The organism is Amycolatopsis sp. NPDC004079 (assembly GCF_040610415.1).
Lineage (GTDB): Bacteria > Actinomycetota > Actinomycetes > Mycobacteriales > Pseudonocardiaceae > Amycolatopsis > Amycolatopsis halotolerans.
This window is the reverse complement of sequence record NZ_JBEXMH010000041.1, coordinates 62,654-87,034: the sequence shown is the minus strand read 5'-3', so window position 1 is coordinate 87,034 and position 24,381 is coordinate 62,654. Positions and strand designations below refer to the sequence as shown.

Below are 24,381 nucleotides of genomic sequence, written 5' to 3'. Positions count from 1 at the left end.
GTCCGGTCCCGACTCGTTCCGTGAAGGACTCCTTGAGGGAATCTGATTCCCTCAAGGAGTCCTTCACGGACCACAACCCGGCTTCCGTTCCCGGGTCCTCGGCTGAGCTGCGGAAACGCGCCAGCGGCGCGTCCGCGTCACAGCCTTAAGTTCTTGGTAGTGAATCTGATTCCCGCAGGGGTCCCCTCACGGACGACAAACCGCTCCCGCCACCCGCGCCGACCTCGACCACGGCTTGGGGCCGGGTACCGAACGGGTGAAGATCGCATGGCGTTGAATGGACCCCATGGCGACAGTCAGTGAGTGGGTCGAAGGCGCGCGGCCGAGGACGCTGCCGAACGCGATCGCGCCGGTCGTGGCCGGGGTCGGGGCGGCGATCGCGCTCGACGCGTTCTCCTGGTGGCGTTCGCTGCTCGCGCTGCTGGTCTCGCTGTCGCTGATCATCGGCGTGAACTTCGCCAACGACTACTCCGACGGCATCCGCGGCACCGACGAACACCGCGTCGGCCCGCTGCGTCTCGTCGGCTCCGGCGCGGCGAACCCGAAGGCCGTGCTGCGCGCCGCCCTGACCTCCCTCGGCCTGGCCGGAGTGCTCGGCCTGACGCTCGTCGCGCTGAGCGGATACTGGTGGCTGCTCGCGATGGGCGCGCTGTGCATCCTCGGCGCGTGGTTCTACACCGGCGGCAAAAAGCCGTACGGCTACTACGGTTTGGGCGAGCTCGCGGTCTTCGTGTTCTTCGGCCTCGCTGGCGTCCTCGGCACGGTCTACGTCCAGGCAGGCCGCGTCAGCTGGGACGCGCTGGGCTGCGCTGTGGCCGTCGGCTCGTTCTCGATGGCCGTGCTGGTGGCGAACAACCTCCGCGACATCCCCACCGACATCGAGTCCGGCAAACACACCCTCGCGACCCGCATGGGCGACGGCGGCACGCGCAAGCTTTACCTGACCCTGGTGACGGTGCCGTACGCACTCACCGTGCTGATGGGCGTCTGGCACCCGCTGCTGTTCATCACGTTCGTGACCGCGCCGCTGCTGCTGAAGCCGATCAAGGCCGTCGGCGGTGGCGGCAAGGGCCGGGAGCTGATCCCGGCCCTGCGCGACACCGGCATGGCGATGCTGGCCTGGGCGGTGCTGAGCGCGGTCGCGCTGGCGCTCTAGCGGCCGCTTCGATAGCGGCCCGGCGTGGTCCCGATGATGGCGGTGAACGCCGCGATGAAGCCGCTGGGATTGGCCCAGCCGCAGGCGTAAGCGGTGCGAACGGTGTCGTGACCGTCGGCTAGAAGCACCAGTGCGTGGTAGATGCGGAGCTGGGTGCGCCACTCGTAGAAGGTCATGCCAAGTTCGTCGTGGAACAGCCTGCTGAGGGTGCGCGCGCTGGCTCCGATCGCCTTTCCGAGCTCGGCCAGTGTGGCGTTGTCGGCCGGATTCTCGTGCAGCCGCTCGGCAATCGCCCGCAGTCGATCGTCTTGCGGCGCGGGCAGTTGCAGCGGCGGGTCGGGTGCTTCGCGGAGTTCGTCGACGAGGACCCGATGCAGACGGGCACGCGCGGAGCCGCGATAGCCGGAACCCTCGTAATTGCGGGGCCCGGTCAGCGCGAGCAGAACCTCGCGAGCGAGGCCGGAAGTCCGGAACACCGCTGGCCGGTCCGAGACGAGCCGGGCCAGCGACGGGGCGAGAAAGACGATCCGGATGTCGGTGTCGCCGTGGGCACGATGGAAATGCGGGAACCCGGCGGGCGTCCAGGCGACGCGGGTGGCGGGTGCGAGCGACGTCCCGTACTCGGTGTGCACCGCCAGGACACCGGTAGCCGCGTAGACCAGGTGCCCGCGCTCGTGCGTCTGCAGCTCGCTGGTTTCGCCGGACGGCCAGAGATGCCTGCCGCCCGACGGCCACAGGTACGACGCAATACCGGGTTGGCGGGCAGTGGGCATCAGTTGGCATTCTAGCGTTAACGAGCCACCGCCGGTTCTTGAAAAGCTCTCTCCCGAAGAAGCCGTTGCGGTCAAAGGGAGAAATACATGTCGACGTTCGTTCTCGTCCCCGGTGCTTGGCATGGCGGCTGGGTCTTCGAGGAGGTGGTGCCGCTGCTGGAGCAGGCCGGGCACACCGTGCACGCCCTGACCCTGACCGGTCTGCGGCCGGACGACGACGCCGCGACGGTCGCCGCCGCCAACCTCGACACCCACGCCGACGACGTGCTGGCGCTCCTCGACCGCGCCCGCATCACCGACGCGACACTCGTCGGCCACAGCTACGGCGGGTTGGTGATCGCCGCCGCTGCCGACCGAGCCGGGGGCCGGGTCTCGCGGGTCGTGCATCTCGACGCCTACGTGCCTCGTGACGGCGAATCGTGCTGGTCATCGACGACCGAGGCATACCGGCAGGCATTCGTGGCCGGCGCCGAGGACACCGGCTACGCCGTCCGCCCGCCCGAGCGCGATGGCCGGGATTCCCGCCGCCGTCCCCATCCGCTCGCCTCGCTGCTGCAGAAGATCCGGCTCACCGGCGGGTTCGCCGAGGTCCCCCGGCGCGAGTTCGTCTACTGCTCCGGTTGGGAAGGCACGCCCTTCACCGAACTCCGGGACCGGCTCGAAGCCGACCCGGACTGGCACGTCCACGTCCTCCCCACCGCCCACAACGCGATGCGCGAAGACCCGGAAGGCGTCGCGAAACTGCTGAACGACTAACCCTCGAACCGGCCGGTGAGCAGGAACTCGCCGGACCGCAGCCAATACGGCACCGGGTCGATTGCCTGCTCGCCGAGCCATTCGTCAGAAGCCGATCAAGGCCGTCGGCGGTGGCGGCAAGGGCCGGGAGCTGATCCCGGCCTTGCGCGACACCGGCATGGCGGCGCTGAACGCGGTCGCTCTAGCGGCCCGCCGCGATCGCCTGCCACTCCACGAACTCCGCCAACCCGTGCGAGCCGTATTCGCGGCCGACCCCGCTGGCCTTGAACCCGCCGAACGGCGCATTCCCGTGCCGCGGCGCACCGTTGACGTGGAACGTGCCCGTGCGCACGGACCGCGCGATCTCGACGCCGTGCTCCGCGTCGGCCGTCCACACGCCTCCGCTGAGCCCGTAGTCCGAGTCGTTCGCGAGCCGGATCGCCTCCTCCTCGGTGTCGAACGGGATCACCACGAGCACCGGCCCGAAGATCTCCTCGCGCGCGATCCGCATGTCGTTCGCGACGTCGGCGAACACCGTCGGACGCACGTAAAACCCGTGCGCCAGCTCGGGATCCGCGAACGGCTCGGCGCCGCCCGCCGCGATCCGGGCACCCTCCTCGACGCCTAGCCGCAGGTACGAAAGCACCCGCTCGTACTGGTCCTGCCGCACGATCGGACCGACGAACGTGTCCGGCTTCGCCGGGTCGCCGACCACGAGCCCGTCGGCCATTTCCGCGAGTGCGGCCACGACCTCGGCGTACCGCTCGCGCGCCGCGAAGATCCGCGTGTGGGCCACGCACATCTCGCCGTTGTTGGCGAACGTCGCGCTCCGGATCCCCTCGGCGACGGTTTCCGGGTCCGCGTCCGCGTCCGCGAGCACGATCGCCGCGGACTTGCCGCCGAGCTCGAGCCCGACCCGCTTGAGCCGCTCCCCGGCGAGCGACGCGATCCGCCGCCCGGCCGCCGTCGAGCCGGTGAACGAGATCTTGTCCACGCCGGGGTGGCACACCAGGTGCTCGCTCACGTCACGGTCGGCCGCGAACACGCTCACCACGCCCTCGGGGAACCCGGCCTGCTCGAAGATCTCCGCCAGCACCATCGCGTCGAGCGCGGTTTCCGGCGCGGCCTTGAGCAGTACGGGATTGCCCGCCAGCAACGCCGGGATCAGCTTCACCAGCGCGGCCGAATGCGGCGAATTCCACGGGATCACCGCCGCCACCACGCCGACCGGCGCGGCACGCACGATCGTCCGGTTGCCCGCCTCGTCGGTCAGCGTCTCCTCCCAGGAGAACTCGCGCGCGAGCTTGAGCCACGCGGCCGTGCGCTCCGGGAGGTTGTGCTGCGTCCACCCGGTGAACCAGCTCGGCGAGCCGTTCTCCGCGGTGATCAGCTCGGCGATCTCGTCCGCGCGAACCGCGTGCAGTTCGTTGAACCGCTCGACCAGCCGTAGCCGCTCGGCCAGCGGGCTTCTGCCCCACGGTTCGAGCGCCCGCCGCGCCGCCGCCACCGCGCGGTCGACGTCCGCCGTCGAGGCCTTCGGCGCGGTGCCGACCAGCGCCCGGTCGTGCGGCGAGCGGACTTCGAAGGTGTCGGTCGTGGCGGGTTCGGTCCAGCGGCCGCCGAGGAAGAGCTGGTCGTAGGTGCGCATCGGGATCTCCTGCCGAGTTTAACGGAACACTGCTCTCTTGTTTTCGAAGTTAACAGGACAATGTTCTTTTATCAAGAGAGCAGTGTCCTGTTACACTTTTCGACGTGTCCGAGTTCCAGCGCGCCCGCAGTCCTGAGCAGGTGGAAGCCCGCCGCGAAGCGATCCTCGACGTGGCCGAAGAGCTGATGACGGAGTCGTCCGTCGGCGAAATCAGCATGCGCGAACTGGCTCGGCGAGTGGGCTTGTCGGCGTCGAACGTCGCGCGCTACTTCCCCACGCGGGAGGCCGTCTACCTGGAGGTGCTCGACCGCGCCCGCGGCGCGTGGCTCGACTCGCTCACCCTGGACGGCGACATGTCGGAGGTCGCCGCGACCCTCGCCCGTTCACTCGCGACGAGACCGGTGCTGTGCGAGCTGATCAGCGTGCTGGCGAACGTGCTGGAGCGGAATGTCTCGACGGAGATCGCGCGGGATTACAAACTCCGGTCGGCGAAGCACAACGCCCGCACCGCCGACCTGCTGCACGCCGCGCTGCCCGGCCTTTCCGCGGAGACCGCGCAAGAACTGTCGTCCGCGATCTTCATGTTCACCGCGGGGATGTGGCCGCTGGCGCACCCGAACGAAGCCGTCCGGGAAGCCATCAAGGATCCGCGCCTGTCCGGCTCCCGCCTCGACTTCGAGGACCGGCTGCGCCGGTTGATAGTCGTGCTGACGCTGGGCTACCAGGACGTCAGGCGTCGAATCGGCCAGTGAGCAGGAACTCGTCGAACCGCGCCCGATGCGGAGCCAGGTCGATCCCCTGCTCGCCAAGCCATTCGTCGGAGTAGTACGTGTTCGCGTACCGCTCGCCGCCGTCGCACAGCAGCGTCACCACCGAGCCCGCCTGGCCGTCTGCCAGCATCCGCGAGATCAGCTGGAACGCGCCGTACAGGTTGGTCCCGGTCGAGCCGCCCGCCCAGTGGCCGGTGCGGTCGCGCAGCAAGCGGATCGCCGCGAGGGAACCGGCGTCGGGCACCTGGAACATCTCGTCGATCACGCCGGGCACGAACGACGGTTCACAGCGCGGCCGTCCGATGCCTTCGATCCGCGACGGCATGCCGGTCGCGTAGTCTGGCGCACCCGTTTCCCAAGCGCCGTAGAACGACGAGTTTTCCGGGTCCACCACGCAGATCTTCGTGGTGTGCCGCTTGTACCGGACGTAGCGGCCGAACGTCGCGCTGGTCCCGCCGGTGCCCGCGCCGACGACGATCCACGACGGCACCGGATGGCGTTCGGCGCGCATCTGCGCGAACACCGATTCGGCGATGTTGTTGTTGCCGCGCCAGTCCGTCGCGCGCTCGGCGTAGGTGAACTGGTCGAGGTAATGCCCGTTGCACTCGGCGGCCAGCCGCTCGGCCTCCGGGTACATCGCCGGGGCCGCGTCGACGTAGTGGCACTCGCCGCCGTAGAACTCGATGAGCGCGATCTTTTCCTTGCTCGTCCGCCGCGGCACCACGGTCACGAAGCGCAGGCCGAGCATCCGCGCGAAGTACGCCTCGGACACCGCGGTCGAGCCGCTGGACGCCTCGACCAGCACGGTGTCCGGGCCGATGTGCCCGTTGACCAGGCCGTACAGGATCAGCGACCGCGCGAGCCGGTGCTTGAGCGAGCCGGTCGGGTGCACCGACTCGTCCTTCAGGTAAAGGTCGATGCCCCATTCCGGCGGCAGCGGGAAGACGTGCAGGTGAGTGTCAGCGCTGCGGTTGGCGTCGGCCTCGATGATCCGGACGGCTTCCCGGACCCAGGCGCGGCTGTGCGGTTTGCTCATGCCGCGGAGTCGTCGGCCGAGGTCTCGCCGCGCAGCTGCGACCGCAGCTGAGCCCGAGCACGCGCGCGGGATTCGTTGCGCTTGGCCAGCCCGGCCGTCACGCGCTGGTTCAGGCCGCGCAGGAGCAGCAGGCCAAGCGGAAGTCCGACGACGAGCCCGATCAGCAAAGAGACCAGCAGCGGCACGCCGACCAGCGAAAGCACGACCGCGACCACCGCGACGAGCGCGAACCGCGCGATCAAGTACACCGTCAGGTCACGGGGAAGGTGGTCCGGTGTCTCGCTCACACCGAAACAGGCTACGCCCCGCTCGGCGAGTCTTCGTCCAGGCCCGCGTTGTTGGGGCGGCCCTCGAACCGGGTGGAGAGCACGACTGTCGTATTGGTGCGGCCGACCCCGGGGATGCGGCGCAGCCTGCCGAGGGTGAGCTCCAGCTCGTCGACCGTCGACACCCGCACCTTTACTACGAAGGCCTCGTCGCCCGCGACCGCGTAACAGCTCTCCACCTCGGGCAACTCGCCGAGCGAGGTCGCGACGTCCTCGTCGGTGGCGGTGTCGGTGGGATGGATGCCGACCAGCGCGGTGACGCCGAGGCCGACCGTGTTCGGGTCGACCATCGCGTGGTACCCGGTGATCACGCCCGCCGCCTCGAGCTTCCCGACGCGTTCGTGCACCGACGACGCGGAGAGCCCCACCGTCCGGCCGAGGTCGGCGTAGGTAGCCCGGCCGTTGGCCCGCAGCTCGGCGATGATCTTCCGGTCCAGCTGATCCACCGGCCCATTATGCGGCGCGGGCGCCCGGCCGGCTCATCCCGGTAGGTCCCGGATTGTCTCCTGCGTCACAGCAACCTCGGCGGCGGATGCCGCCTGCACTCGGCCTTTGCCTGGTCTTTACCCGAATCTCGGCACGACCGGTTGGAAAATGCCTGGTCAGCGGGGCGTGAACGGGCCCTGAGCGATCCTGAGAATCTGCTGAGTTATGTCCCTTTTGCACTTTAAGGGCTCTTTACCCAAGGACAACCGTTCGAGTACCCGACGGGTGAAGTGCCACGATTGCCGCGTTGGCCACCCGGGCGCGACGGGCGAAATCGCCCGATGCCCCCGGTATAGCAAGTTGGGCGTTAAGGAGGCGGAAAATGACCGCAACCATGGGCGGACGGTTGCTCACCCCGGGTGAGGTGGCCGCTCTGTTCCGGGTGGACCCGAAGACGGTGACCCGCTGGGCCACCGCGGGTCGCATCGGCTCGATCCGGACGCCGGGCGGACACCGCCGGTTCCGCGAGTCCGAGGTGAACGACCTGCTGGCCGAACTCACCACGGACGCCAGCGAACCGACCCGCAAGATCTGATTCCGCGGGTCACGCAGACGACGAAGGGTCGTGAGTGGCAAGGGGTGCCTCCCGCATCGCTTGCCGGTCACGACCCTTCGCCGCGTTCCGGGCCCGCCGCGCCCGCCGTTCGAGCCGATTGCGGCTAACCTGGGGGCCAGCACGACGGAAGGACCCGGGCATGATTCCTTTGCTCGCAGCGGTGGGCGCCATCACCATCGCCGTTCTGTTGTGGCGGGCACTCGGCGCACAGCGGGTCAGTGTCCCGCAACGCCGCCAGGCCGTCGCTCCCGACGACGATCCTGAATTCCTGCGCAAACTCTCTGAAGAGCAGCGCAATCGCCGCCCGGACGACAACGACTCCTGATGTCGGCCGAGATCTTGCTTACGCGCTAAACCCATCGGCCACGGTTGCCGCCAGCTCCAACAGCGCCAGCCGAGTATCCCCGCCGAGGCGTTCCAGTTCGATCTCCGCGCCCTCTTCCAGATGCGCGTCGAACGGGATCCGGCACACCGACCGCACCTTCGCGCCGAAGTGCGCGGCCAGCTTGTCCAGGTCGACCGAACTCCCCTTGGGCCGCACCGAGTTGATCACCACGACCGACCGTTTCACCAGGTCGCCGTAACCGTGCGCCTCGAGCCAGTCCAGCGTCGCCGACGCACTGCGCGCCCCGTCGACCGAGCCCGACGACACCACCACCAGCGAATCCGCGACGTCGAGGACGCCCTTCATCGCCGAGTGCATCAAACCGGTGCCGCAGTCGGTGAGCACGATGTTGTAGAAGTGCTCCAGCAGGTTCACCGTGCGCCGGTAGTCGTTCTCGGAGAACGCCTCCGACACCGCCGGATCCTGTTCGCTCGCCAGGATCTCCAAGCGGCTCGACCCCTGCGACGTGTACGACCGGACGTCGCTGTAGCGCGTGATCTTGTCCGCGTCCCGCAGCAGGTGCCGCACGGTCGCGGTGGTCTCGATGGCGATCTTCTGCGACAGCGTCCCGCGGTCCGGGTTCGCGTCCACCGCCACCACGCGGTCGCCGCGCAACGACGCGAAGGTCGCGCCGAGCGTGGTCGTGGTCGTGGTCTTGCCGACGCCGCCCTTGAGGCTCAGCATCGCGATCTTGTAGCACCCGCGCAGCGGCTGGTTGACCCGCGCGATCAGCTCGCGCCGTCGCGTGTCCGCGGGGCTCTCCCCCGGGTTGACCAGCTTGCCGGTGCCCAAGTACACGGCCTTGCGCCAGCCGGACTGCGGCGTTCGCTTCTGCTGCTTCACCAGGTGCGCGGTGGCCAGCTCGTCCGCGCCGGAAGCTGGCTGCGGAAGCCCCTGCCCCGCCGCGGGAACGGCGCCCGGAGCGGGGACCGGCGTACCGGCCGGAGCGGCAGGCTGCTGCTGGTACCCGCCCGGAGGGGCATATTGCGGCGGCTGCTGCGCGGGAGGCTGCAACGGCGGCAGATTCTGGTCGTAGTGCGCCTGGTACCCGCCCGGCTGCGGCAGCGGCTGGTACGCCCCCTGCGGCGGCGGGTCGACGACCTGCGTCGGCTGCGCGTCGTACGGCCCGGTGCCGGGGTGCGGCGTCGAGTCGGTGCGTTCTTCGGAGAACATGGCAGCCGGTTCCTGGGCCTGCTCGGACTGCTGTTCCCCGGCAGTCTCTTCACTGGGTCCGGTCACCGTTGCCAACCTCCCGGGTACGTCGAAGGGCCCCTGACGACGACGGTAGTCGCCCGAGGCCCGGTCCGGGCGGTGGACCCCCGGCTCAGCTCACTCCGGCGTAGGAATGCAGTCCGACGGTCACCAGGTTGACGAAGAACAGGTTGAAGATCGTCGCGGCGAACCCGACGATGTTGATCACCGCCGCCCGCGTGCCGCGCCAGCCCGCGGTGGCCCGGGAGTGCAGGTATGCCGCGTAGATGACCCACGCGATGAACGCGACGGTCTCCTTCGGGTCCCATCCCCAGAACCGGCCCCACGCGGCCTCGGCCCACACCGCGCCGCACAGCACGCCGAAGGTGAAGATCGGGAACGCCACGATCGTGGCGCGGTAGGCGATCCGGTCGAGCACGTCGGCGGCGGGCAGCTTCGGGCCGAAGCCGGCGAACTTGGCCGGGTCGCGGTCGTGCGCGGTGCGGAAGAGGTAGAGCACGCTCGCCACGCCCGGCACCAGGAACACGCCGGAGCCGATGATCGCGGCGGACACGTGGATCACGAGCCAGTACGACTGCAGCGCGGGCACGACCGGCGCGGCGACCGTGTACAGCATCGTGCCGTTGATGAACATCAGGATCACGACGGGCAGCAGCAGGAAGCCGGTGAGGTGGCGGACCGGGAACTTCTTGATCACCACGAGCCACGCGACGACGGTGATGAAGGTGACCGCCATGCCGTACTCGTACATGTTGCCCCACGGCGCGCGGTGCACCGCGAGTCCGCGCAGCACGATCGCCGACAGCTGCAGCAGCGCCCCCAGCACGAGCAGCGCCGCGCCCATCCGGCCGATCCGCTCGGCGCGGCCGACCGCGCGCGGGGCCTCGGGCTCGGCCGGGACGTCACCGTCTTCGATGCTGGCGTCGTCGGCGTCGGGTCCGCCCGCGCCGACCAGCACGCGCTGGCGGCTGCGCTCGGCGGCGAGACGGCCCTTGGCCCCGAACGCCTGCTCGAACAACGTGAACAGCAGCGCCAGCACGTAAATCGCCACTGTCGTCGTGTACAGCAGGTCGCTGTACTGCGAGAGAGTCTCGTTGATTTCCATGCCTCAGCTGCCCTTCCGGCCCGTGACCAGCCGTTCGCTGATCCGCTGGAATTCCTCGCCGTATCCGGCTTGATCCGTGCGCGCGAGCCCCGCGACCTCGATCACGGTACTCGCGCCCTCGTCCTTGCCCGGCCGCACCCGCACCCACACGCGACGCCGCTTGACCAGCAGCGAAGCACCGAGCCCGGCGAACATCACGATCGCGAAGCCGAGCACGAAGCCCTGCGTCGGATCGTGCGAGATCTGCAGGTTGACCCACTTGTTGACGCCGTCGAAGCGCACCTTTGTGCCGTCGTCGAGCGTCACTTCCTGGCCGACCGCCAGGTTCTTGCGGGCGACCCGCTTGAGCCGCCCGTCCTGGACCCGGGACTGGTCGACCGAGAACACCGACTGGCCGCGTCCCGCGTCGAGACCGAGGTCGCCGCGCAGCACGTCGACCGCGACCATCGGGTTGTTCAGCTGCGGCGCGGTCGAGGTGAGCACGCCGCCGTGGATGAACGACGACGGCGCGAAGAGGCCGGTGATCGCGAGCTGCTTGGTGCGCCGCTGGACCTCGTCGGTGACGCCGGGCTGGTCGAACTTCGTCGCGCCCTCGGACAGCATCGTCGCCGGGTTGGTGAACATCCACTGGGTGTTCTGGGTGCGCTTCTCGCCGTTCGGGAAGGTCACCGTGAACTGCGGCGAATAACCGTTGCCCAGCAGGTAAACCCGGTCGCCGACGGTCCGCAGCGGCTCGTTGACCTCGAGGTCGTACGGCTTCCACGTGCCGGTCTGCAGGTCTTCACCGGACTGGTACTCGATGTGCGAGTGGTAGTAGTCGGCCTGGTTGGTGGCGGTGTAGCGGGCGGTGAAGTCGTTGACCTGCACGCAGAACGGGTTGAGGTCGGTGCCGTCGACGCGCAGCCCGGCCTCGAACGAGTCGTAGTTGTAGATGCCCGAGTTGCAGAACTGGCCGCCGTTGGCCTGCACGATGACCTGGCCCTCGTAGCTGTAGAGCTTGCCGAGGGCGAAGAAGACGATCAGGCCGAGCATGCCGAAGTGGAACAGCAGGTTCCCGGTCTCGCGCAGGTAGCCGCGTTCGGCCGAGATGCTGAACCCGCCGCCGTCCTCCTCGCGCTCGACGCGCCGCCAGCCGGACAGCTGCTTGCGCACGTCCTCGCGGATCGTCTCCGGCGTGCGCGCGGTGCGGGCGATCCGGTGGTGCGGCATGCGCGCGAGGTTGCGCGGCGTCAGAACCGGCTTGGCCCGCATCTGCTTGACGTACTCGTAGCTGCGCGGCGTGAGGCAGCCGATCAGCGAGATCATCAGCAAGATGTAGATCGCGGAAAACCAGACGCTGGAGTAGACGTCGTAGAACTCCAGCTTGTCGAGCAGCGAACCCCACCAGCCGTGCGCGCTGATGTACTCGTCGACCTTCGGCGCGTTCAGCCGCCGCTGCGGCAGCAGCGCGCCGGGCAGCGCGGCGAGCGCCAGCAGGAACAGCAGCACCAGCGCGGTGCGCATGGACGTCAGGCCGCGCCAGGTGTTGCGCAGGAAAGCCAGCGCCTGCTTGGCCGCGGACGGGCGGTACGGGTTCGGGTTCTTCGGGGGCGCTTCGGTAGTGGTCACAACGGCAGCTCGAGATCGGAGGCGACGGAGTTGCGGAGCCAGCCCATGACGTCTCCCCACAGCCCGGTGACCAGCAGGATGCCGACCACCATCAGCAACACCCCGCCGAAAATCTGCACGCGGCGGCCGTTGCGGCGAAGCCAGTCCGTGGCGCGCACGGCCCAGCGCGCGCCGAGCGCGATCAGCAGGAACGGGACGCCCAGGCCGAGGCAGTAAACGAGCACCAGCACGTACCCGCGGACCGCGGCCCCGCCGGTCGCGCTGGCGAGACTCGTGACGGCCGAGAGCGTCGGCCCGATGCACGGCGTCCAGCCGAGCCCGAACACCGCGCCGAGGACCGGCGCGCCCCAGAGGCCGCCGCCGGGCACGCGGTGCGAGCGGACCTCGCGCTGCAGCCCCGGGATCCAGCCGATGAAGACCAGCGCCATGAGGATGGTGAGGATGCCGCCGATGCGCTGCAGCAGATCCTCGTTGACCAGCAAGGTGTTCGCGAGCCAGACCAGCGTGCCCATGGTCGCGACGAACACCACGGTGAACCCGAGCACGAACAGGCCCGCCGCACCGAGAACGGCGTAGCGGCCTTTCTTGCGCTCCTCGCCGTCGCGCACCGCAGGGGCGTCCGCGCCGACGAGCGCCGCGAGGTAGGCGAGGTACCCGGGCACGAGCGGCACCACGCACGGCGACGCGAACGAGATGGCCCCGGCCAGCAGCGCAACGCCCGCGGCGAGCAGCAGCGGCCCGGAGAGCGCCAGCTCGGACACGGAGTTCACGCACTTGAGAGTAGGCAGTGAGCTGGACGTGAGGCGGGCGGGGCCTTCTCACAGGACCTACGCCACAGCCGCTCCGGGACCTTGGTCCTGCGGTCCTGTGCCTCCCCAATGTGGCATTGGGTGCGTCAGACGCACCGAACGCCACATTGGGGCGGAACTGGGCGGGCCGAGGCGGAGCGGGCCAGGGCGGAGCCCGCGGGCGGAGTTACTTCTCCGCGCTCAGCCGCTGCACCACCGGAACCAGGTCCGAGGCCAGCACCTGCCGCAGGAACACCGCCGCCACCCGGTGCTGCTTGTCGAGCACCAACGTCGACGGGATGATGTTGCGCGGATACCCGGCCAGCTGCAGCAGCACGCGCCCGGACGGGTCCCAGATCGACGGGTACGTCAGGCCGCGGTCGCGCACGAAGTCCTGTGCCACGTCGCGCGCCGGATCGCGCACGTCGAGCCCGATCACCTGGGCGCCGAGCGGGGCCATCTGCTTGCTCGCGGTCTCCAGTTCGGGCGCTTCGGCGCGGCACGGGCCGCACCACTGGCCCCACAGGTTGATCACCAGGGCCTTGCCGGGGAAGTCCGCGATCGAGAGCTGTTTGCCCTCGTGCATCAGGTCGTCGCCGGCCAGCGTCGGGGCCTGCTGGCGCTCGTTCACCGGGTAGGTGATGTCGACCTTGCCGCCGGGCGAGACGAAGGTGAAGGTGCCGCCCGAGACAACCGCGTCCTTGCCGGTCGAGCAGCCCGTCACGACCAGCGCGGCGGCCAGCAGCACCCCGAGCAGCCGCCGTTTCATGCGCCGGTCACCTTGGGGTCGGTGGTGCCCGCGGGTTCGCTGTAGACGATCTCCAGCAGTTCCTCGCCGTCGAAGACCAGGCTGGTGAGCGACGCGAGCGAGCACTGCCGCTGCCGCGGGTCGTGCCACAGCCGCTTCGCTTCCAAGAAGCGGCGAAGCGTCCAGATCGGCAGCTGGTGCGACACACACAGCGCTTCGCGCCCTTCAGCCTTTACGCGCGCACGGTGGACCGCGCCGAGCATGCGGTGTGCGATCTCGACGTACGGTTCGCCCCACGACGGCTTAAAGGGATTCACCAGGTGCGGCCACGCTTTCGGCTGCCGCAGCGCGCCGTCTCCCACAGCCACGCGCTGGCCCTCGAAGACGTTCGCCGCTTCGATGAGACCTTCGTCCGTGGCGATGTCGAGACGGTGCGCGCCCGCGATGGGTGCCGCGGTCTCCTGCGCGCGCTGAAGCGGCGAAGCGACGACGTACGCGAGGTCATGCCCAGCGACCGCCTCGGCGACCGTGAGCGCCTGGCGTTGCCCGCGCTCCGAAAGCCGGAAGTTCGGCAGCCGCCCGTAGAGGATCTTCTCCGGGTTGTGAACCTCGCCGTGCCGCAGCATGTGGACGACGGTGGTCACGGCTTAACCGCCTCAGCCGCCGCACGCGCCGCTGCCGGCAACGCAGCCTCGATGACGCCGAACGCTTCGTCGTCCATCGCGGCGTTCACGAAGTACACCTCGTACGCGCTCGGCGGCGGGTACACGCCTGCTTCGAGCAGTGCGTGGAAGAACGCCGGGAAGCGCCACGTCTCGGAGGCCTGCGCGTCCGCGTAGGTGCGTACGGGCTTGTCGGTGAAGAAGATGCTCAAGAGGTTGCCCGCGTACTGGACAGTGTGCGTGACACCCGCTTCGCTGAGCGCCTTCTCGAAGAGCCCGCCGAGACGCTTCGCGTTGGCGTCGAGCTTCGCGTACACAGCGTCGTCGGCTTCGCGCAGCGCAGTGAGACCGGCGGCGACCGCGACGGGGTTACCGGACAGCGTGCCTGCCTGATAGACGGGACCGCCGGGCGCGAGCTTCGCCATGATGTCCGCGCGACCGCCGAACGCCGCCGCGGGCAGCCCGCCGGACATCACCTTGCCGAAGGTGTAGAGGTCGCCGGCGACGCCTTCGAGACCGAACCAACCGGCGCGCGAGACGCGGAAGCCGGTCATCACCTCGTCCATGATCAACAGCGCGCCGTTTTCGTGCGCGAGATCACGCAGTGCGGCGTTGAAGCCGGGGTCCGGCGGCACCGCGCCCATGTTGCCCGCGGCCGCTTCGGTGATCACCGCGGCGATCTGGCCCTCGTTCTCCGCGAAGGACTTCCGGAGCGCCTCAAGATCGTTGTACGGCAAGACAATCGTGTCCGCGGCCTGCGCGCCGGTGACGCCCGGCGAAGTCGGCAGGCCGAGCGTCGCGACGCCGGAGCCCGCTTCGGCGAGCAGCGCGTCGACGTGACCGTGGTAGCAACCGGCGAACTTCACGATCTTGGCGCGGCCGGTGAAACCGCGGGCCAGCCGGATGGCGCTCATCGTGGCTTCGGTGCCGGAGTTGACCAGCCGGACCTGCTCGACCGGGCCGACCCGGCCGATGATCTCCTCGGCCAGTTCGACCTCGCCGATCGTCGGCGTGCCGAAGGAAAGCCCGTGCTCCGCGGCCGCGCGGGCGGCGGCCACCACCTTGGGGTGCGCGTGCCCGAGGATCATCGGGCCCCACGAGGAGACGAGGTCGACGTAGCGGTTGCCGTCGGCGTCCCAGAGATACGGGCCCTCGCCGCGGACCATGAACCGCGGCGTGCCGCCGACCGAGTTGAAGGCGCGCACCGGCGAGTTCACCCCGCCCGGAACGGCTGCCTTGGCGCGTGCGAACCATGCTTTGGACTGCTCGGTGCCAGTGCTCACCGCCCCAGTCTTGCAAATCCTCCGTTCGGGTGTCGGCGGCGCCCAAGCTGCCACCCGATTGCCACCCGGCACACCGGCCGAACCGCTCTTAAGATGGGCGCGCATGGACGGGGCCAGCCATGGAGGAGACGTGACGGCGCCCACACACCGCCGGAACCCGTGGCTCATGCTCGCGGTGTTCTTCGGGCTGGTCGGCGTCATCGCGCTGGTGGGAGCGCTGGCCGCGACGACCGCGCCGGACGCCTACAACCGGTACGCGCTGCCGGAGTGGGCCCCGCCCTCGTCCCTGTTCAGTCCGGTGTGGACGGTCCTGTACGTCGTGCTCGCCTTCGCCGGCTGGGTTTATTGGCGCACCGACGGCGAGAACCAGGGCTTCGCCGCGTACGGCATCGGCCTGCTGTTCAACCTGATGTGGATCTCGCTGTTCTTCGCGGGCGGTTCCACCCAGGTCGCGTGCGTGGACATCGTGCTGCTCGATTTCACCGTGATCGTGACGATCGCGCTCTTCTACCGCCGATCCCGCACCGCCGCGCTGCTGCTCCTGCCGTACCTGGCGTGGCTGCTCTACACGACCGCGCTGAACGTCGCGATCATCGCGCTCAACGACGTTCCCTAACGGCCCGGCTGCGCCACGATCGCCTGCGCGGTCACCGAACCGTCCGATCCGGTGCGGCCCTGAACGGTCACCGTCTGGCCCGGCTTGAGGTCGCTGAGCTTGCCCGGCTGGGTCACGCCGACCGTTGTACTGTCCGAAGTGGACACTGTGACTTCGCTGCCCTGCACGGTCTTCAGCGTGACCGTGCTGCCGTCGACCTTCTCCACGGTGCCGACCGTCCCGCGACCGCCTGCCGTGCGTCCGCCGAAGCCGCCCGCGCCCTGTTGCCCGGAAGCCGCCCCAGCACCGGGACCAGCGGCTGTTCGAGCGCTGGAAGAGCCGCTCGACGAGCCGAACGCCGCGTGCGTCCACGCACCACCGGCGAACGCCAGTGCCAGCACGAGCAATCCGGCGAGCACGAGCGTCGGCTTGCCGAACGGCCGCGCGACCTGCTTCAGCTCGGCGGTGAGATCGCCCTGGACGGCGGGCTCGGCGATGAGTTCTTCCGGACGGGCGGGCTCCTCCGGCGGGGTCGGAATGGGCTGGGTGGTCGACGCGGACATGACGCTCCTACTCGTGCCGGAGGGCGTCGATCGGCCGCAGCCGCGAAGCCCGGTTCGCCGGGAAACTGCCGAAGAAAAGCCCGATCAGGGCGGACACCGCGAACGCCAGCGCGATCGACGACGGCACCACCACCGGCTGGATGCCCGCGATGCTGAACCGGCTGCCGACCACTCCGATCAGCACGCCGAGCAGTCCGCCGAAGAGGCTCAGCATGGTCGCCTCGGCGAGGAACTGGCCGAGGATCGCCGAGCGTGGCGCGCCGATCGCCTTGCGGATGCCGATTTCGCGGATCCGCTCGGTGACCGTGACGAGCATGATGTTCGTGACGCCGATCCCGCCGACCAGCAGCGAGATCGCCGCGACCGCGCCGAGCAGCACGGTGAACGTCTGGATCGCCGACGTGCGGGTCTGCAGCAGCTGCGCGGAGTTCTGGATCTGGAAGTCCGGATTGGCCGAGGCCTGGATACCGTGCCGGGCGTCGAGAATCGCGGTGACCTCGGCTTGCGCGAGCCCGATCGAGTCGGCATTGGTCGCCTGTACCGCGATCTGGTTCAGGCTGCCGTAGCCGGCGAGCGAGTTCTGCACCGCGCTGATCGGGGCGATCGCCACGTCGTCGGCGTTCTGCAGCCCGGTGCTGCCCTTCGTCTGCAGCACGCCGATCACGGTGAACTGGATGCTGTTGATCAGCACGTTCTTGCCGACTGGCTCGGCGGTGCCGAAGATCGACTGCGCTGTCGTCGGCCCGAGCACCACGACCTTGCGCGCCTGCGTCACGTCCTCGGCGCTGAACAGCTGGCCGTCGGCGATCTGGCGGTTCGTGGTGGTGAAGTAGCTGGGTTCGGTGCCGACGACGCTGGACACGTCGTAGGAAGTCTGCCCGTATGTCGCGGTCCCGCTGGTGTTCACCACCGGAGCCGCCGCCTTGACATCCGGCGCGCCCACCGGGTCGACCAGCGCGTGCGCGTCCTGCACGGTGAGCGGACGCACCTGGCTGGACTGCCCGCCGCCGCGGAGCGGCGACACGTTGACCACGTCGGTGCCGAGGCCCTGGATGCTCGCGGTGATCGCCGCGGAAGCGCCGTTTCCCACCGCTACCAACAAGATCACCGACGCGACGCCGATGGTGATGCCGAGCGTGGTCAGCACCGAACGGAGTTTGTTCGAGGCGAGTCCGCGCACCGCGAACCGCATGATCTCGACGAAGTTCACGCGACCACCCCGGCGCGGACCTCGTCCGACACGATCCGTCCGTCGCTGACCCGGACGACGCGGTGCGCGTGCCGCGCGACCTCGTCCTCGTGCGTGATCACCACGACCGTGCGGCCGAGTGCGTTGAGCCGGTCGAAGACACCGAGAACGTCGACAGTGCTTGCGTGGTCGAGGTTTCCGGTCGGTTCGTCGGCGAGCAGCAACGCCGGTCCGCCGACAAGCGCCCGCGCCACCGCGACGCGCTGCTGCTGTCCGCCGGACAGTTCGTTCGGCAGGTGCTTGGCCCGATCGGTCAGCCCGACCATCTCCAGCGCGGCCAGCGCCCGGCGTCGCCGCTCGCCTCGCTTGAGTCCGCTGTAGACCATCGGCAATTCCACATTGGACAACGCACTGGTGCGCGGCACGAGGTTGAAGGACTGGAAGATGAAGCCGATCTTTCGGTTGCGCAGCAAGGCAAGCTGGCGTTCGTTGAGATCGGCGACCGAGAATCCGTCCAGGAGGTACCGGCCTGAACTGGGCGTGTCGAGACAGCCGAGCATGTTCAGCAGCGTCGACTTCCCGGACCCGGACGCGCCCATGATCGCCACGTACTCACCCGGCCACACCTGCAGATCGACCCCGCGCAACGCGTGCACCGCGGTTTCCCCGCTGCCGTAGGTCTTGCGCAGTCCGGAGACCGCGATCACCGGCTTCATCCCCGGCCCCCGACGCCGCCTTGGCGACCGCCGCCGAGTCCGCCCTGCTGACCGCCGCCGAACCCGCCGAGACCGCCGGTGCCGCCGGTGCGCTGCTGCCCGTTGGAGCCGCTCGACGTCGTCGGCGACGCGGCTGTGAGCACCACGCTGTCGCCCTCGTTGAGCCCGGACTTGATCTCCACTGTGGACTCTCCGCGCACGCCGACCTCGACCTGCCGCGTAACCGGCTGCCCGTTCTGCTCCACCGTGACCGCGTTCGTCGTCCCGCTGGTCCGCACGGCCGCGGCCGGAACGCTCAGCACGCCATCGGCTTCCGCGACCGTGATCACGACGCTCACCGACTGTCCGGGCCGCAGCCCTGAGGGCGGATTCGTCAACGCCAGCTTCGCGCCGTAACTGACGACATTGCTGCTCGTGGTCGGCGTGAGGTCGATGCTGGAAACTGTCGCTTGCAACGGCTGGTCCGGCGTCGCGTTCAAAGTGACCGTGGCTTTCTGACCGGTTTTCACCTTGCTCACGTCAATTTCCGCCACCGAGGTATTGACGACAAGATTTCCCATGTCAGTGATATCGATAAAACCACTGCTGCTACTACTGCTGCTGCTTGCGGACGACTGCTGCCCGGATTGCCCGCCAGAGCCGGAATTCGACGAAGACGCACTCGCGGAACTGTTGCTGGAATTGGACCCGCTGCCCGTTTGCTGCCCGACCGTCCCGTTGATCGCGGTGATTGTCCCAGCACCCGGCGCGGTCAACGTCGTCGCGGAGACCGCCGTTTCCGCGTTGTCGACGTCCAGCTGCGCTTGATCCACTTTGGCCTGAAGCGACGCGGTGCTGCTCTGCGCCTGGGTTGCGGTCTGGTTCGCCGGCGGGTTGTCCTCGGCTGTGGTGAGGTTGTCCTCGGCGACCGCGAGATTGGCCTTGGCGACCTGAAGTTGTTTGCTGGCTTGGGAAGAGTCGATGGTGGCGAGCTTCTGACCGGCGCTCACGACGTCGCCGACCTTCACGTCGATGCTCGTGACCTTGCCGGAGGTCGTGAAGTTCGCGGCACCGGTGTACGTGCTCGCGATCGTGCCCGCCGCCGAAACGGTCTGGGAAACGTTCGCGCGCCGTACCGGCGTCGTGCGGGTTTGTGCCTGCGCTGTTGAACTCGCCGGCGAAAAGGCCTGGTAAATCCCGAAAGCCGCGCCGCCGAGCAGCACGACAAGGACTCCGTTGATCACCCAGGTTCGTGTGCGCAGCCGCGTCATGGCCGCAAGACTGCGGGGCCTGCTTAGCAGTGAGCTGTTGGTTCCCTGTGGGACAGCTGTGTAAGTCAGTCCTTCTTCTTTTTGTGCCGCGCGCGCACCGCGAGCAACAATTGCCGGACCGCGTCCACGATCAATACCGCCGACAGCGTGCCGAGCCCGAGCGCCCCGGCGATATGTCCGCCGAAGTACCGCTCAGAGACCAATCGAGTGCCGTCGCCCGCGGTGGTGACGACCGTGACGACGCCTGCGTGCCACAGCGCGAACGCCGCCCACAGCACCAATCCGGCCACCACGACCTCGCCGAGAGCGACGAACGCGCGCCACGGCTGGTTCAGCTTCGTCCGCGGCTGTGTTTCCTCCGGCGGCCAAAGCCCGGCTCCGGTCGGCTGGGGCAGATCGATCACGGGGTCCAGCCTTTCAGGTTCGCCGCCGTTCCGCGTCCCTCGTGGGGGTTCAGTTCCGGGAGTCATCGGCCCGCTCCTCGGCATTCGGGTGGTTCTTCGCGGCCAGCTCGGCGAGCGCGGCCTTCAGCGCTTCGACGTCGCGGGCCCAGGCGAGCACCACCGTGCCGTCGTCCAGCTCCACCGGCAACTCGTCGTACTTCCGCGGCACCGACCAGCCACCGCCGAGAACGCGCGTCCCGACCGGCGCCCCGACGTCGCTCACCGAGGCGATCTTCTCGGCGGCCAGCGTCTCGCGCCCTTGCCGCAGCGCCTCGGTGGTGACCTCCAGCGAAAGGAACCGCCGCCGCGCGTACACCCACGGCAGCGTCAGCGCGACCAGCGCGACACCGATCAGCACCCAGCCGACGACGTGCGTCGGCCCGCCGGTGGCCAGTTCGGCGAGCGCGCCCAGCAGCGCGAACAGCGGCCCCCAGATCAGGGCCGACCAGCCGACGCCGGGCTCGGAGTACAGCGTCCTCGCCGCCATTACAGGTTCTTGCCGACCTTCGGGAAGTAGTCCGCGACCTTCGGCAGGTACAGCAGGATCAGCATGACGATCAGCGCCAGCGACGCGACGATCGAGAAGATGCTGCGGATCACCCCGAGCTCGAACACGATGCCGAGCACCGCCAGCAGCGTCACGATGCTGCGCGCCGACCGCGTGCCCTCGCGGGCCTTCCAGGCGAACAAGACGAGCAGCGCGCCGAAGCACAGCGCGCCGATCAGCATGGCCCACACGAGAGTGTTGGCGTTGGCCTGCACCTGCGCGACGTCGACCTTCTGGCCGGACTTCTGCACCTGCTCGACCGCCCGGTCGACCAGCTGCTGCTTGAGCAGGACCGTGAGGACCTGCCCGGCCACGACGACGAGCGCGGCCAGGATCGCGAGCACGAACGCGGCGTGCACCGGCGTCGGCGGCTGGGCCTTCGGCGCGTTCTGCCCCGGCAGCACCGGATCCGGCGCGCGCCCGCGCTTGCGGCGCTCGTCGTCGGTGAGCCCGGAAAGATCGTCCGAGGTCACGCTGGCTGGCTTCGGGGTGTTCTCGTCCTTCTCGGCCACCCGAAAGACCCTACCCGGGCTCAGTCCAGCCAGGCCGCGGCCTCGGCCGCCCAGTAGGTCAGGATGACGTCCGCGCCCGCGCGGCGGATGGAGGTGAGCACCTCGAGGACGGTGCGCTCGCGTTCGATCCAGCCGTTCGCCGCGGCCGCCTCGACCATCGCGTACTCGCCGGAGATGTTGTACGCCGCGACGGGAACCGGCGAAATGTCGGCCGCCGCCTTGATGATGTCCAAATAGGACAGTGCAGGCTTGACCATGACCATGTCCGCGCCCTCGGCGAGGTCGAGTTCGAGCTCCCGCATCGCCTCGCGCGCGTTGCCGAGGTCCTGCTGGTAGGTCTTGCGGTCGCCCTTGAGCTGCGAGTCGACGGCCTCGCGGAAGGGACCGTAGAACGCGCTGGCGTACTTGACCGAGTAGGCGAGGATCGCGGTCTCGCTGTGCCCGACCTCGTCGAGCGCCCGGCGGATCACGCCGACCTGCCCGTCCATCATCCCGCTCGGCCCGAGCACGTGCGCCCCGGCTTCCGCCTGCGCGACGCCCATTTCGGCGTACAAGCGCAATGTGGCGTCATTGTCGACCACGCCGTCCGCGTCGAGGACGCCGCAGTGGCCGTGATCGGTGAACTCGTCCAAGCAGGTGTCCGCCATCAGCACGGTGGAGTCACCGAGCTCGCTGCGCAGATCCCGCAACGCGACGTTGAGGATGCCCTTCTCGTCAACCGCGCCGGACCCCTCCGGATCCCGCTTCTCCGGAATGCCGAAGAGCATGATCCCGCCGACTCCGGCGTTGACCGCCTCGACAGCGGCCTTGCGAAGAGTGTCGCGAGTGTGCTGAACGACGCCCGGCATGCTGGCGATCGGCCGCGGCGCGTCGAGCCCTTCGCCGACGAACATCGGCAGGATCAATTGCCGTGGCCGCAACGTGGTCTCACTGACCATCCTGCGCATTGCCGGAGTAGTACGAAGCCTGCGGGGTCGCTGCTCAGGGAACACACATCCAAGGTACTCCCGCGCTCAGACAATCTCTTCGGCGAGGGCGCTCGCCCGCGCCAGCCGACGGTCCGTCGTGAGCACCTTGGCGCCCAGGCTCGCGGCCAATTCGATATACAGCGCATCGACAAGCCGCAGGTCTCCGCGCCGCCCCCAAGCTCCTTTCGCCAATTCGACGACCGGATGCCGGGTGAGCGGCAGGCTGGCCAACGCCTGGAGCGCGTCGTCCACTGTCGAAGCCGTCAGCACTCCGGCACGGCACAACCGCCCCAGCGCGGAGAGGACTTCAGCGTCCAGATGCGCCGGAGCGTGCAACACCGTGCCGCGCATCCGCGTTTTCACCTGCTCGCTACGACAGGTCCCCGCGAGCACATCCACCAGCGCCGACGCGTCGAGAACCGCGATTTCTCCTGGCGCTTCAGGCATCCGCGCGATCACCGAACTCGTCGCGGGCGGAGTCGAGCGCGGCCATGGCGACGACGTGCGGCACTTCCCGGCTCGGCACGGGAAGCGCGTCGAGCCAGGCATCCGTGGCCTGCCTCTGCAGTGCGTCGGACAGGGCCGACTGCACGAGCGCGCTGACGTTGAGATCAGCCTTCTTCACGCGTTCGGCCAGCTCATCCGGCACGTAGACGTTCATCCTCGCCATACACACACCATACACACACTCGCCGGTGCCCACCCCGGAAAGCGCGAAGGGCCCCCTCGATTTCTCAAGGGAGCCCTTCACGGACAAAACCTCAGCTGCGCCGGGTGCGCTTGGCCTTGCGCGGCGGAGGCAGTGCCCCCTCAGCACGAAGCCGCGCGGCGTGCTCGGCGAGAGCGTCCACCAAATGCGGCACATCAGCCTTCTCCGGCTGCACGTCCACCCGCAGACCGAATTCCACCGCGGTCTCGGCGGTCTTCGGCCCAATGCACGCGACCAACGTGCGCGTGTGCGGCTTCCCGGCGATCCCCACCAGGTTCCGCACGGTCGACGACGAGGTGAAGCAGACCGCGTCGAACCCGCCGGTCTTGATCATCTCGCGGGTCTCGGCTGGCGGCGGCGCGGCCCGGACGGTCCGGTAGGCCGTGACGTCGTCCACTTCCCAGCCGCGTTCGACCAGACCGGCCGACAGGATCTCGGTGGCGATGTCCGCGCGCGGCAGCAGGACGCGGTTCACCGGGTCCAGCACGTCGTCGTACGGCGGGAACTCGGCCAGCAGGCCCTCGGACGACTGCTCGCCCGTCGGGACCAGCTCCGGGATGATGCCGAACGAGCGCACCTTCGCCGCGGTCGATTCGCCGACGCAGGCGATCTTCACGCCGGAGAACGCCCGCGCGTCGAGCCCGAACTCCTCGAACTTCTCCCACACCGCGCGCACCGCGTTGGTGGAGGTGAAGACGATCCACTGGTAGCGCCCGTCGACCAGGCCCTTGACCGAACGCTCCATCTGCGCCGGGCTGCGAGGCGGCTCGACCGAAATGGTCGGCACCTCGTGCGAAGTGGCGCCGTGGCCGCGAAGCCGCTCGGCCATCTCGCCCGCCTGCTCCTTGGTGCGCGGCACCAGGACCTTCCAGCCGTACAGCGCCCGCGACTCCCACCAGGACAGCTTCGAACGCTGCCCGGCGGCCTGCCCGACGGTCACGACCAGCGGGCCGACCAGTTCGCCCGCGTCGTTCGCGACCGAGGCGAGGGTGGTGTCCAGCGTGCGCTGGGTGTTGATGGTGCCGTTAGCGGTGACCGCGACCGGGGTGGTGGCGGGCAGCCCCTTCTCGGTGAGCTGGCTGGCCGCCTCGGCGAGGTGCGCCGAGGTGGCGTGCAGCACGATCGGGCCGGGAACCGCGGCCAGCGCGCCCCAGTCGACCTCGCCGCGGACGTCCGCCTCGGTGTAGGTGCCGCCGAGCGCGACGCCCGCGTACGCCGGCACCGCGGTGCCCGGCGCGACGCCCGGGATGACGTCGAACACGGCGGAGGTGCGGGCGACGGCCTGGACCTCGGCCACGACGGCCGGGCTGGTCAGCGGGTCGCCGGAGACCAGCCGCAGCGCGAGCCGGCCCGCCTTGGCCTCGGCGGTCAGGTCCTTCGCGACGTCGGACGGTTCGCCGACGGCGGGCCGGACCTCGGCGCCGGGGGCGGCGGAGGCGAGCACGCTGGCGGGCACGTCCGGGTCGGTCACCACGACCTCGGCCTTGGCCAGGAGTTCCTGGGCGCGGACGGTGAGCAGCCCGGCGTCCCCGGGGCCCGAGCCCACGAAGGCGACGCGCCCGGCGGTCTTGCGAGCAGGGGTCATCGTTGGTGTTCTTCTCCTCTTGGGCGG

29 protein-coding genes are annotated in these 24,381 nt (G+C 69.3%); 6 read left to right on the top strand and 23 right to left on the bottom strand.

Annotated features, from left to right (window positions below; genetic code table 11):
- Positions 1-286 precede the first annotated feature (286 nt).
- Positions 287-1,156: a 1,4-dihydroxy-2-naphthoate polyprenyltransferase gene (locus tag ABZX37_RS33030; RefSeq protein ID WP_354746224.1), complete on the top strand. Its 870-nt coding sequence runs from the start codon at positions 287-289 to the stop codon at positions 1,154-1,156.
- Here the strand turns inward: ABZX37_RS33030 and ABZX37_RS33025 are convergent.
- Positions 1,153-1,929: a helix-turn-helix transcriptional regulator gene (locus ABZX37_RS33025; RefSeq protein WP_354746223.1), complete on the bottom strand. Its 777-nt coding sequence runs from the start codon at positions 1,927-1,929 to the stop codon at positions 1,153-1,155. The two genes, ABZX37_RS33030 and ABZX37_RS33025, sit on opposite strands and share 4 nt — an antisense overlap.
- 87 nt (positions 1,930-2,016) lie before the next feature.
- Here ABZX37_RS33025 and ABZX37_RS33020 point away from each other — a divergent pair, with 87 nt between their 5' ends.
- The gene (locus tag ABZX37_RS33020) at positions 2,017-2,685 is read left to right on the top strand and encodes an alpha/beta hydrolase family protein (RefSeq protein ID WP_354746221.1); all 669 of its coding nucleotides are present in this window, start codon (positions 2,017-2,019) and stop codon (positions 2,683-2,685) included.
- A 181-nt stretch (positions 2,686-2,866) separates the two neighbouring features.
- Here ABZX37_RS33020 and ABZX37_RS33015 read toward each other — a convergent pair whose 3' ends face one another.
- Positions 2,867-4,312: an aldehyde dehydrogenase gene (locus tag ABZX37_RS33015; protein ID WP_354746219.1), complete on the bottom strand. Its 1,446-nt coding sequence runs from the start codon at positions 4,310-4,312 to the stop codon at positions 2,867-2,869.
- Positions 4,313-4,416: 104 nt separating this feature from the next.
- Between ABZX37_RS33015 and ABZX37_RS33010 the strand changes: the two genes are divergently transcribed.
- On the top strand, positions 4,417-5,064 hold the full coding sequence (locus tag ABZX37_RS33010) for a TetR family transcriptional regulator (protein WP_354746217.1): 648 nt from the start codon (positions 4,417-4,419) through the stop codon (positions 5,062-5,064).
- Here the strand turns inward: ABZX37_RS33010 and ABZX37_RS33005 are convergent.
- The 3 genes from ABZX37_RS33005 to ABZX37_RS32995 are packed head-to-tail and all read right to left on the bottom strand — an operon-like array spanning position 5,042 to position 6,890.
- Complete coding sequence (locus ABZX37_RS33005; protein ID WP_354746215.1) at positions 5,042-6,118, bottom strand: PLP-dependent cysteine synthase family protein; 1,077 nt, start codon at positions 6,116-6,118, stop codon at positions 5,042-5,044. The two genes, ABZX37_RS33010 and ABZX37_RS33005, sit on opposite strands and share 23 nt — an antisense overlap.
- A complete protein-coding gene (locus tag ABZX37_RS33000) occupies positions 6,115-6,405 on the bottom strand; it encodes a DUF4229 domain-containing protein (RefSeq protein WP_037818858.1) in 291 nt (96 codons plus the stop codon). Before ABZX37_RS33000 ends, ABZX37_RS33005 begins: the two co-directional genes overlap by 4 nt.
- Before the next feature lie 11 nt (positions 6,406-6,416).
- Positions 6,417-6,890 carry an Lrp/AsnC family transcriptional regulator gene (locus tag ABZX37_RS32995; RefSeq protein WP_162834336.1) on the bottom strand — a complete coding sequence of 158 codons (474 nt, stop codon included), beginning with the start codon at positions 6,888-6,890 and terminating at the stop codon, positions 6,417-6,419.
- Between the two features lie 362 nt (positions 6,891-7,252).
- Here ABZX37_RS32995 and ABZX37_RS32990 point away from each other — a divergent pair, with 362 nt between their 5' ends.
- Together ABZX37_RS32990 and ABZX37_RS32985 are read left to right on the top strand one after the other, a co-directional pair.
- Complete coding sequence (locus tag ABZX37_RS32990) at positions 7,253-7,465, top strand: BldC family transcriptional regulator (protein ID WP_009072010.1); 213 nt, start codon at positions 7,253-7,255, stop codon at positions 7,463-7,465.
- Positions 7,466-7,625: 160 nt separating this feature from the next.
- Positions 7,626-7,811 carry a hypothetical protein gene (locus ABZX37_RS32985; protein WP_354746212.1) on the top strand — a complete coding sequence of 62 codons (186 nt, stop codon included), beginning with the start codon at positions 7,626-7,628 and terminating at the stop codon, positions 7,809-7,811.
- Positions 7,812-7,829: 18 nt separating this feature from the next.
- Here the strand turns inward: ABZX37_RS32985 and ABZX37_RS32980 are convergent, their stop codons facing one another.
- From ABZX37_RS32980 to hemL, 7 genes are all read right to left on the bottom strand, one after another.
- Positions 7,830-9,110 (bottom strand): AAA family ATPase, encoded by a 1,281-nt coding sequence (locus tag ABZX37_RS32980; RefSeq protein ID WP_354746210.1) that lies wholly within the window; start codon positions 9,108-9,110, stop codon positions 7,830-7,832.
- Between the two features lie 85 nt (positions 9,111-9,195).
- Positions 9,196-10,188, bottom strand: a complete 993-nt coding sequence (ccsB, locus tag ABZX37_RS32975) for a c-type cytochrome biogenesis protein CcsB (protein WP_354746208.1) — start codon at positions 10,186-10,188, stop codon at positions 9,196-9,198.
- A gap of 3 nt (positions 10,189-10,191) precedes the next feature.
- Positions 10,192-11,796, bottom strand: coding sequence for a cytochrome c biogenesis protein ResB (locus ABZX37_RS32970; RefSeq protein WP_354746207.1), 1,605 nt, complete (start codon positions 11,794-11,796; stop codon positions 10,192-10,194).
- Positions 11,793-12,566 carry a cytochrome c biogenesis CcdA family protein gene (locus ABZX37_RS32965; RefSeq protein WP_354746205.1) on the bottom strand — a complete coding sequence of 258 codons (774 nt, stop codon included), beginning with the start codon at positions 12,564-12,566 and terminating at the stop codon, positions 11,793-11,795. Before ABZX37_RS32965 ends, ABZX37_RS32970 begins: the two co-directional genes overlap by 4 nt.
- A gap of 205 nt (positions 12,567-12,771) precedes the next feature.
- Complete coding sequence (locus tag ABZX37_RS32960; protein ID WP_354746203.1) at positions 12,772-13,353, bottom strand: TlpA disulfide reductase family protein; 582 nt, start codon at positions 13,351-13,353, stop codon at positions 12,772-12,774.
- A complete protein-coding gene (locus ABZX37_RS32955) occupies positions 13,350-13,976 on the bottom strand; it encodes a histidine phosphatase family protein (protein ID WP_009071997.1) in 627 nt (208 codons plus the stop codon). The genes ABZX37_RS32960 and ABZX37_RS32955 overlap by 4 nt, the downstream gene beginning before the upstream one ends.
- On the bottom strand, positions 13,973-15,277 hold the full coding sequence (hemL, locus tag ABZX37_RS32950; RefSeq protein ID WP_354746201.1) for a glutamate-1-semialdehyde 2,1-aminomutase: 1,305 nt from the start codon (positions 15,275-15,277) through the stop codon (positions 13,973-13,975). The genes ABZX37_RS32955 and hemL overlap by 4 nt, the downstream gene beginning before the upstream one ends.
- Positions 15,278-15,380: 103 nt before the next feature.
- Between hemL and ABZX37_RS32945 the strand changes: the two genes are divergently transcribed.
- A complete protein-coding gene (locus ABZX37_RS32945; RefSeq protein WP_354746199.1) occupies positions 15,381-15,893 on the top strand; it encodes a TspO/MBR family protein in 513 nt (170 codons plus the stop codon).
- Here the strand turns inward: ABZX37_RS32945 and ABZX37_RS32940 are convergent.
- From ABZX37_RS32940 to ABZX37_RS32890, 11 genes are all read right to left on the bottom strand, one after another.
- The gene (locus tag ABZX37_RS32940; protein WP_354746197.1) at positions 15,890-16,435 is read right to left on the bottom strand and encodes a DUF5666 domain-containing protein; all 546 of its coding nucleotides are present in this window, start codon (positions 16,433-16,435) and stop codon (positions 15,890-15,892) included. The two genes, ABZX37_RS32945 and ABZX37_RS32940, sit on opposite strands and share 4 nt — an antisense overlap.
- Positions 16,436-16,442: 7 nt before the next feature.
- Positions 16,443-17,645 carry an ABC transporter permease gene (locus ABZX37_RS32935; RefSeq protein WP_354746195.1) on the bottom strand — a complete coding sequence of 401 codons (1,203 nt, stop codon included), beginning with the start codon at positions 17,643-17,645 and terminating at the stop codon, positions 16,443-16,445.
- Complete coding sequence (locus ABZX37_RS32930; RefSeq protein ID WP_354746193.1) at positions 17,642-18,340, bottom strand: ABC transporter ATP-binding protein; 699 nt, start codon at positions 18,338-18,340, stop codon at positions 17,642-17,644. Before ABZX37_RS32930 ends, ABZX37_RS32935 begins: the two co-directional genes overlap by 4 nt.
- Positions 18,337-19,590 carry an efflux RND transporter periplasmic adaptor subunit gene (locus tag ABZX37_RS32925; protein ID WP_354746191.1) on the bottom strand — a complete coding sequence of 418 codons (1,254 nt, stop codon included), beginning with the start codon at positions 19,588-19,590 and terminating at the stop codon, positions 18,337-18,339. Before ABZX37_RS32925 ends, ABZX37_RS32930 begins: the two co-directional genes overlap by 4 nt.
- Before the next feature lie 65 nt (positions 19,591-19,655).
- Complete coding sequence (locus ABZX37_RS32920; protein WP_354746189.1) at positions 19,656-19,994, bottom strand: hypothetical protein; 339 nt, start codon at positions 19,992-19,994, stop codon at positions 19,656-19,658.
- 49 nt (positions 19,995-20,043) lie between these two features.
- Positions 20,044-20,520: a hypothetical protein gene (locus tag ABZX37_RS32915; RefSeq protein WP_354746187.1), complete on the bottom strand. Its 477-nt coding sequence runs from the start codon at positions 20,518-20,520 to the stop codon at positions 20,044-20,046.
- Positions 20,520-21,092 carry a hypothetical protein gene (locus tag ABZX37_RS32910; RefSeq protein WP_354746185.1) on the bottom strand — a complete coding sequence of 191 codons (573 nt, stop codon included), beginning with the start codon at positions 21,090-21,092 and terminating at the stop codon, positions 20,520-20,522. Before ABZX37_RS32910 ends, ABZX37_RS32915 begins: the two co-directional genes overlap by 1 nt.
- A 20-nt stretch (positions 21,093-21,112) precedes the next feature.
- Entirely contained in the window at positions 21,113-22,084 is a 972-nt protein-coding gene (gene hemB / locus ABZX37_RS32905) for a porphobilinogen synthase (RefSeq protein WP_354746183.1), read from the bottom strand.
- A gap of 21 nt (positions 22,085-22,105) precedes the next feature.
- The gene (locus ABZX37_RS32900; protein ID WP_354746181.1) at positions 22,106-22,507 is read right to left on the bottom strand and encodes a type II toxin-antitoxin system VapC family toxin; all 402 of its coding nucleotides are present in this window, start codon (positions 22,505-22,507) and stop codon (positions 22,106-22,108) included.
- The gene (locus ABZX37_RS32895; protein WP_354746179.1) at positions 22,500-22,730 is read right to left on the bottom strand and encodes a type II toxin-antitoxin system CcdA family antitoxin; all 231 of its coding nucleotides are present in this window, start codon (positions 22,728-22,730) and stop codon (positions 22,500-22,502) included. The genes ABZX37_RS32900 and ABZX37_RS32895 overlap by 8 nt, the downstream gene beginning before the upstream one ends.
- A gap of 91 nt (positions 22,731-22,821) precedes the next feature.
- Positions 22,822-24,354 carry a bifunctional uroporphyrinogen-III C-methyltransferase/uroporphyrinogen-III synthase gene (locus tag ABZX37_RS32890; RefSeq protein WP_116202022.1) on the bottom strand — a complete coding sequence of 511 codons (1,533 nt, stop codon included), beginning with the start codon at positions 24,352-24,354 and terminating at the stop codon, positions 22,822-22,824.
- Between the last annotated feature and the right edge of the window lie 27 nt (positions 24,355-24,381).

What these genes read in the sequence shown, in the direction of transcription:
- ABZX37_RS33015 (WP_354746219.1), bottom strand. Translation starts at nt 4,312, where the DNA reads ATGCGCACCTACGACCAGCTCTTCCTCGGCGGCCGCTGGACCGAACCC.
- ABZX37_RS32925 (WP_354746191.1), bottom strand. Translation starts at nt 19,590, where the DNA reads ATGACGCGGCTGCGCACACGAACCTGGGTGATCAACGGAGTCCTTGTC.
- ABZX37_RS32945 (WP_354746199.1), top strand. Translation starts at nt 15,381, where the DNA reads ATGGACGGGGCCAGCCATGGAGGAGACGTGACGGCGCCCACACACCGC.
- ABZX37_RS32990 (WP_009072010.1), top strand. Translation starts at nt 7,253, where the DNA reads ATGACCGCAACCATGGGCGGACGGTTGCTCACCCCGGGTGAGGTGGCC.
- ABZX37_RS32915 (WP_354746187.1), bottom strand. Translation starts at nt 20,520, where the DNA reads ATGGCGGCGAGGACGCTGTACTCCGAGCCCGGCGTCGGCTGGTCGGCC.
- ABZX37_RS32985 (WP_354746212.1), top strand. Translation starts at nt 7,626, where the DNA reads ATGATTCCTTTGCTCGCAGCGGTGGGCGCCATCACCATCGCCGTTCTG.
- ABZX37_RS32895 (WP_354746179.1), bottom strand. Translation starts at nt 22,730, where the DNA reads ATGGCGAGGATGAACGTCTACGTGCCGGATGAGCTGGCCGAACGCGTG.
- ABZX37_RS33020 (WP_354746221.1), top strand. Translation starts at nt 2,017, where the DNA reads ATGTCGACGTTCGTTCTCGTCCCCGGTGCTTGGCATGGCGGCTGGGTC.
- ABZX37_RS32930 (WP_354746193.1), bottom strand. Translation starts at nt 18,340, where the DNA reads ATGAAGCCGGTGATCGCGGTCTCCGGACTGCGCAAGACCTACGGCAGC.
- ABZX37_RS32960 (WP_354746203.1), bottom strand. Translation starts at nt 13,353, where the DNA reads ATGAAACGGCGGCTGCTCGGGGTGCTGCTGGCCGCCGCGCTGGTCGTG.
- ABZX37_RS33025 (WP_354746223.1), bottom strand. Translation starts at nt 1,929, where the DNA reads ATGCCCACTGCCCGCCAACCCGGTATTGCGTCGTACCTGTGGCCGTCG.
- ABZX37_RS32940 (WP_354746197.1), bottom strand. Translation starts at nt 16,435, where the DNA reads ATGTCCGCGTCGACCACCCAGCCCATTCCGACCCCGCCGGAGGAGCCC.
- ABZX37_RS32900 (WP_354746181.1), bottom strand. Translation starts at nt 22,507, where the DNA reads ATGCCTGAAGCGCCAGGAGAAATCGCGGTTCTCGACGCGTCGGCGCTG.
- ccsB (WP_354746208.1), bottom strand. Translation starts at nt 10,188, where the DNA reads ATGGAAATCAACGAGACTCTCTCGCAGTACAGCGACCTGCTGTACACG.
- ABZX37_RS33030 (WP_354746224.1), top strand. Translation starts at nt 287, where the DNA reads ATGGCGACAGTCAGTGAGTGGGTCGAAGGCGCGCGGCCGAGGACGCTG.
- ABZX37_RS32890 (WP_116202022.1), bottom strand. Translation starts at nt 24,354, where the DNA reads ATGACCCCTGCTCGCAAGACCGCCGGGCGCGTCGCCTTCGTGGGCTCG.
- ABZX37_RS33005 (WP_354746215.1), bottom strand. Translation starts at nt 6,118, where the DNA reads ATGAGCAAACCGCACAGCCGCGCCTGGGTCCGGGAAGCCGTCCGGATC.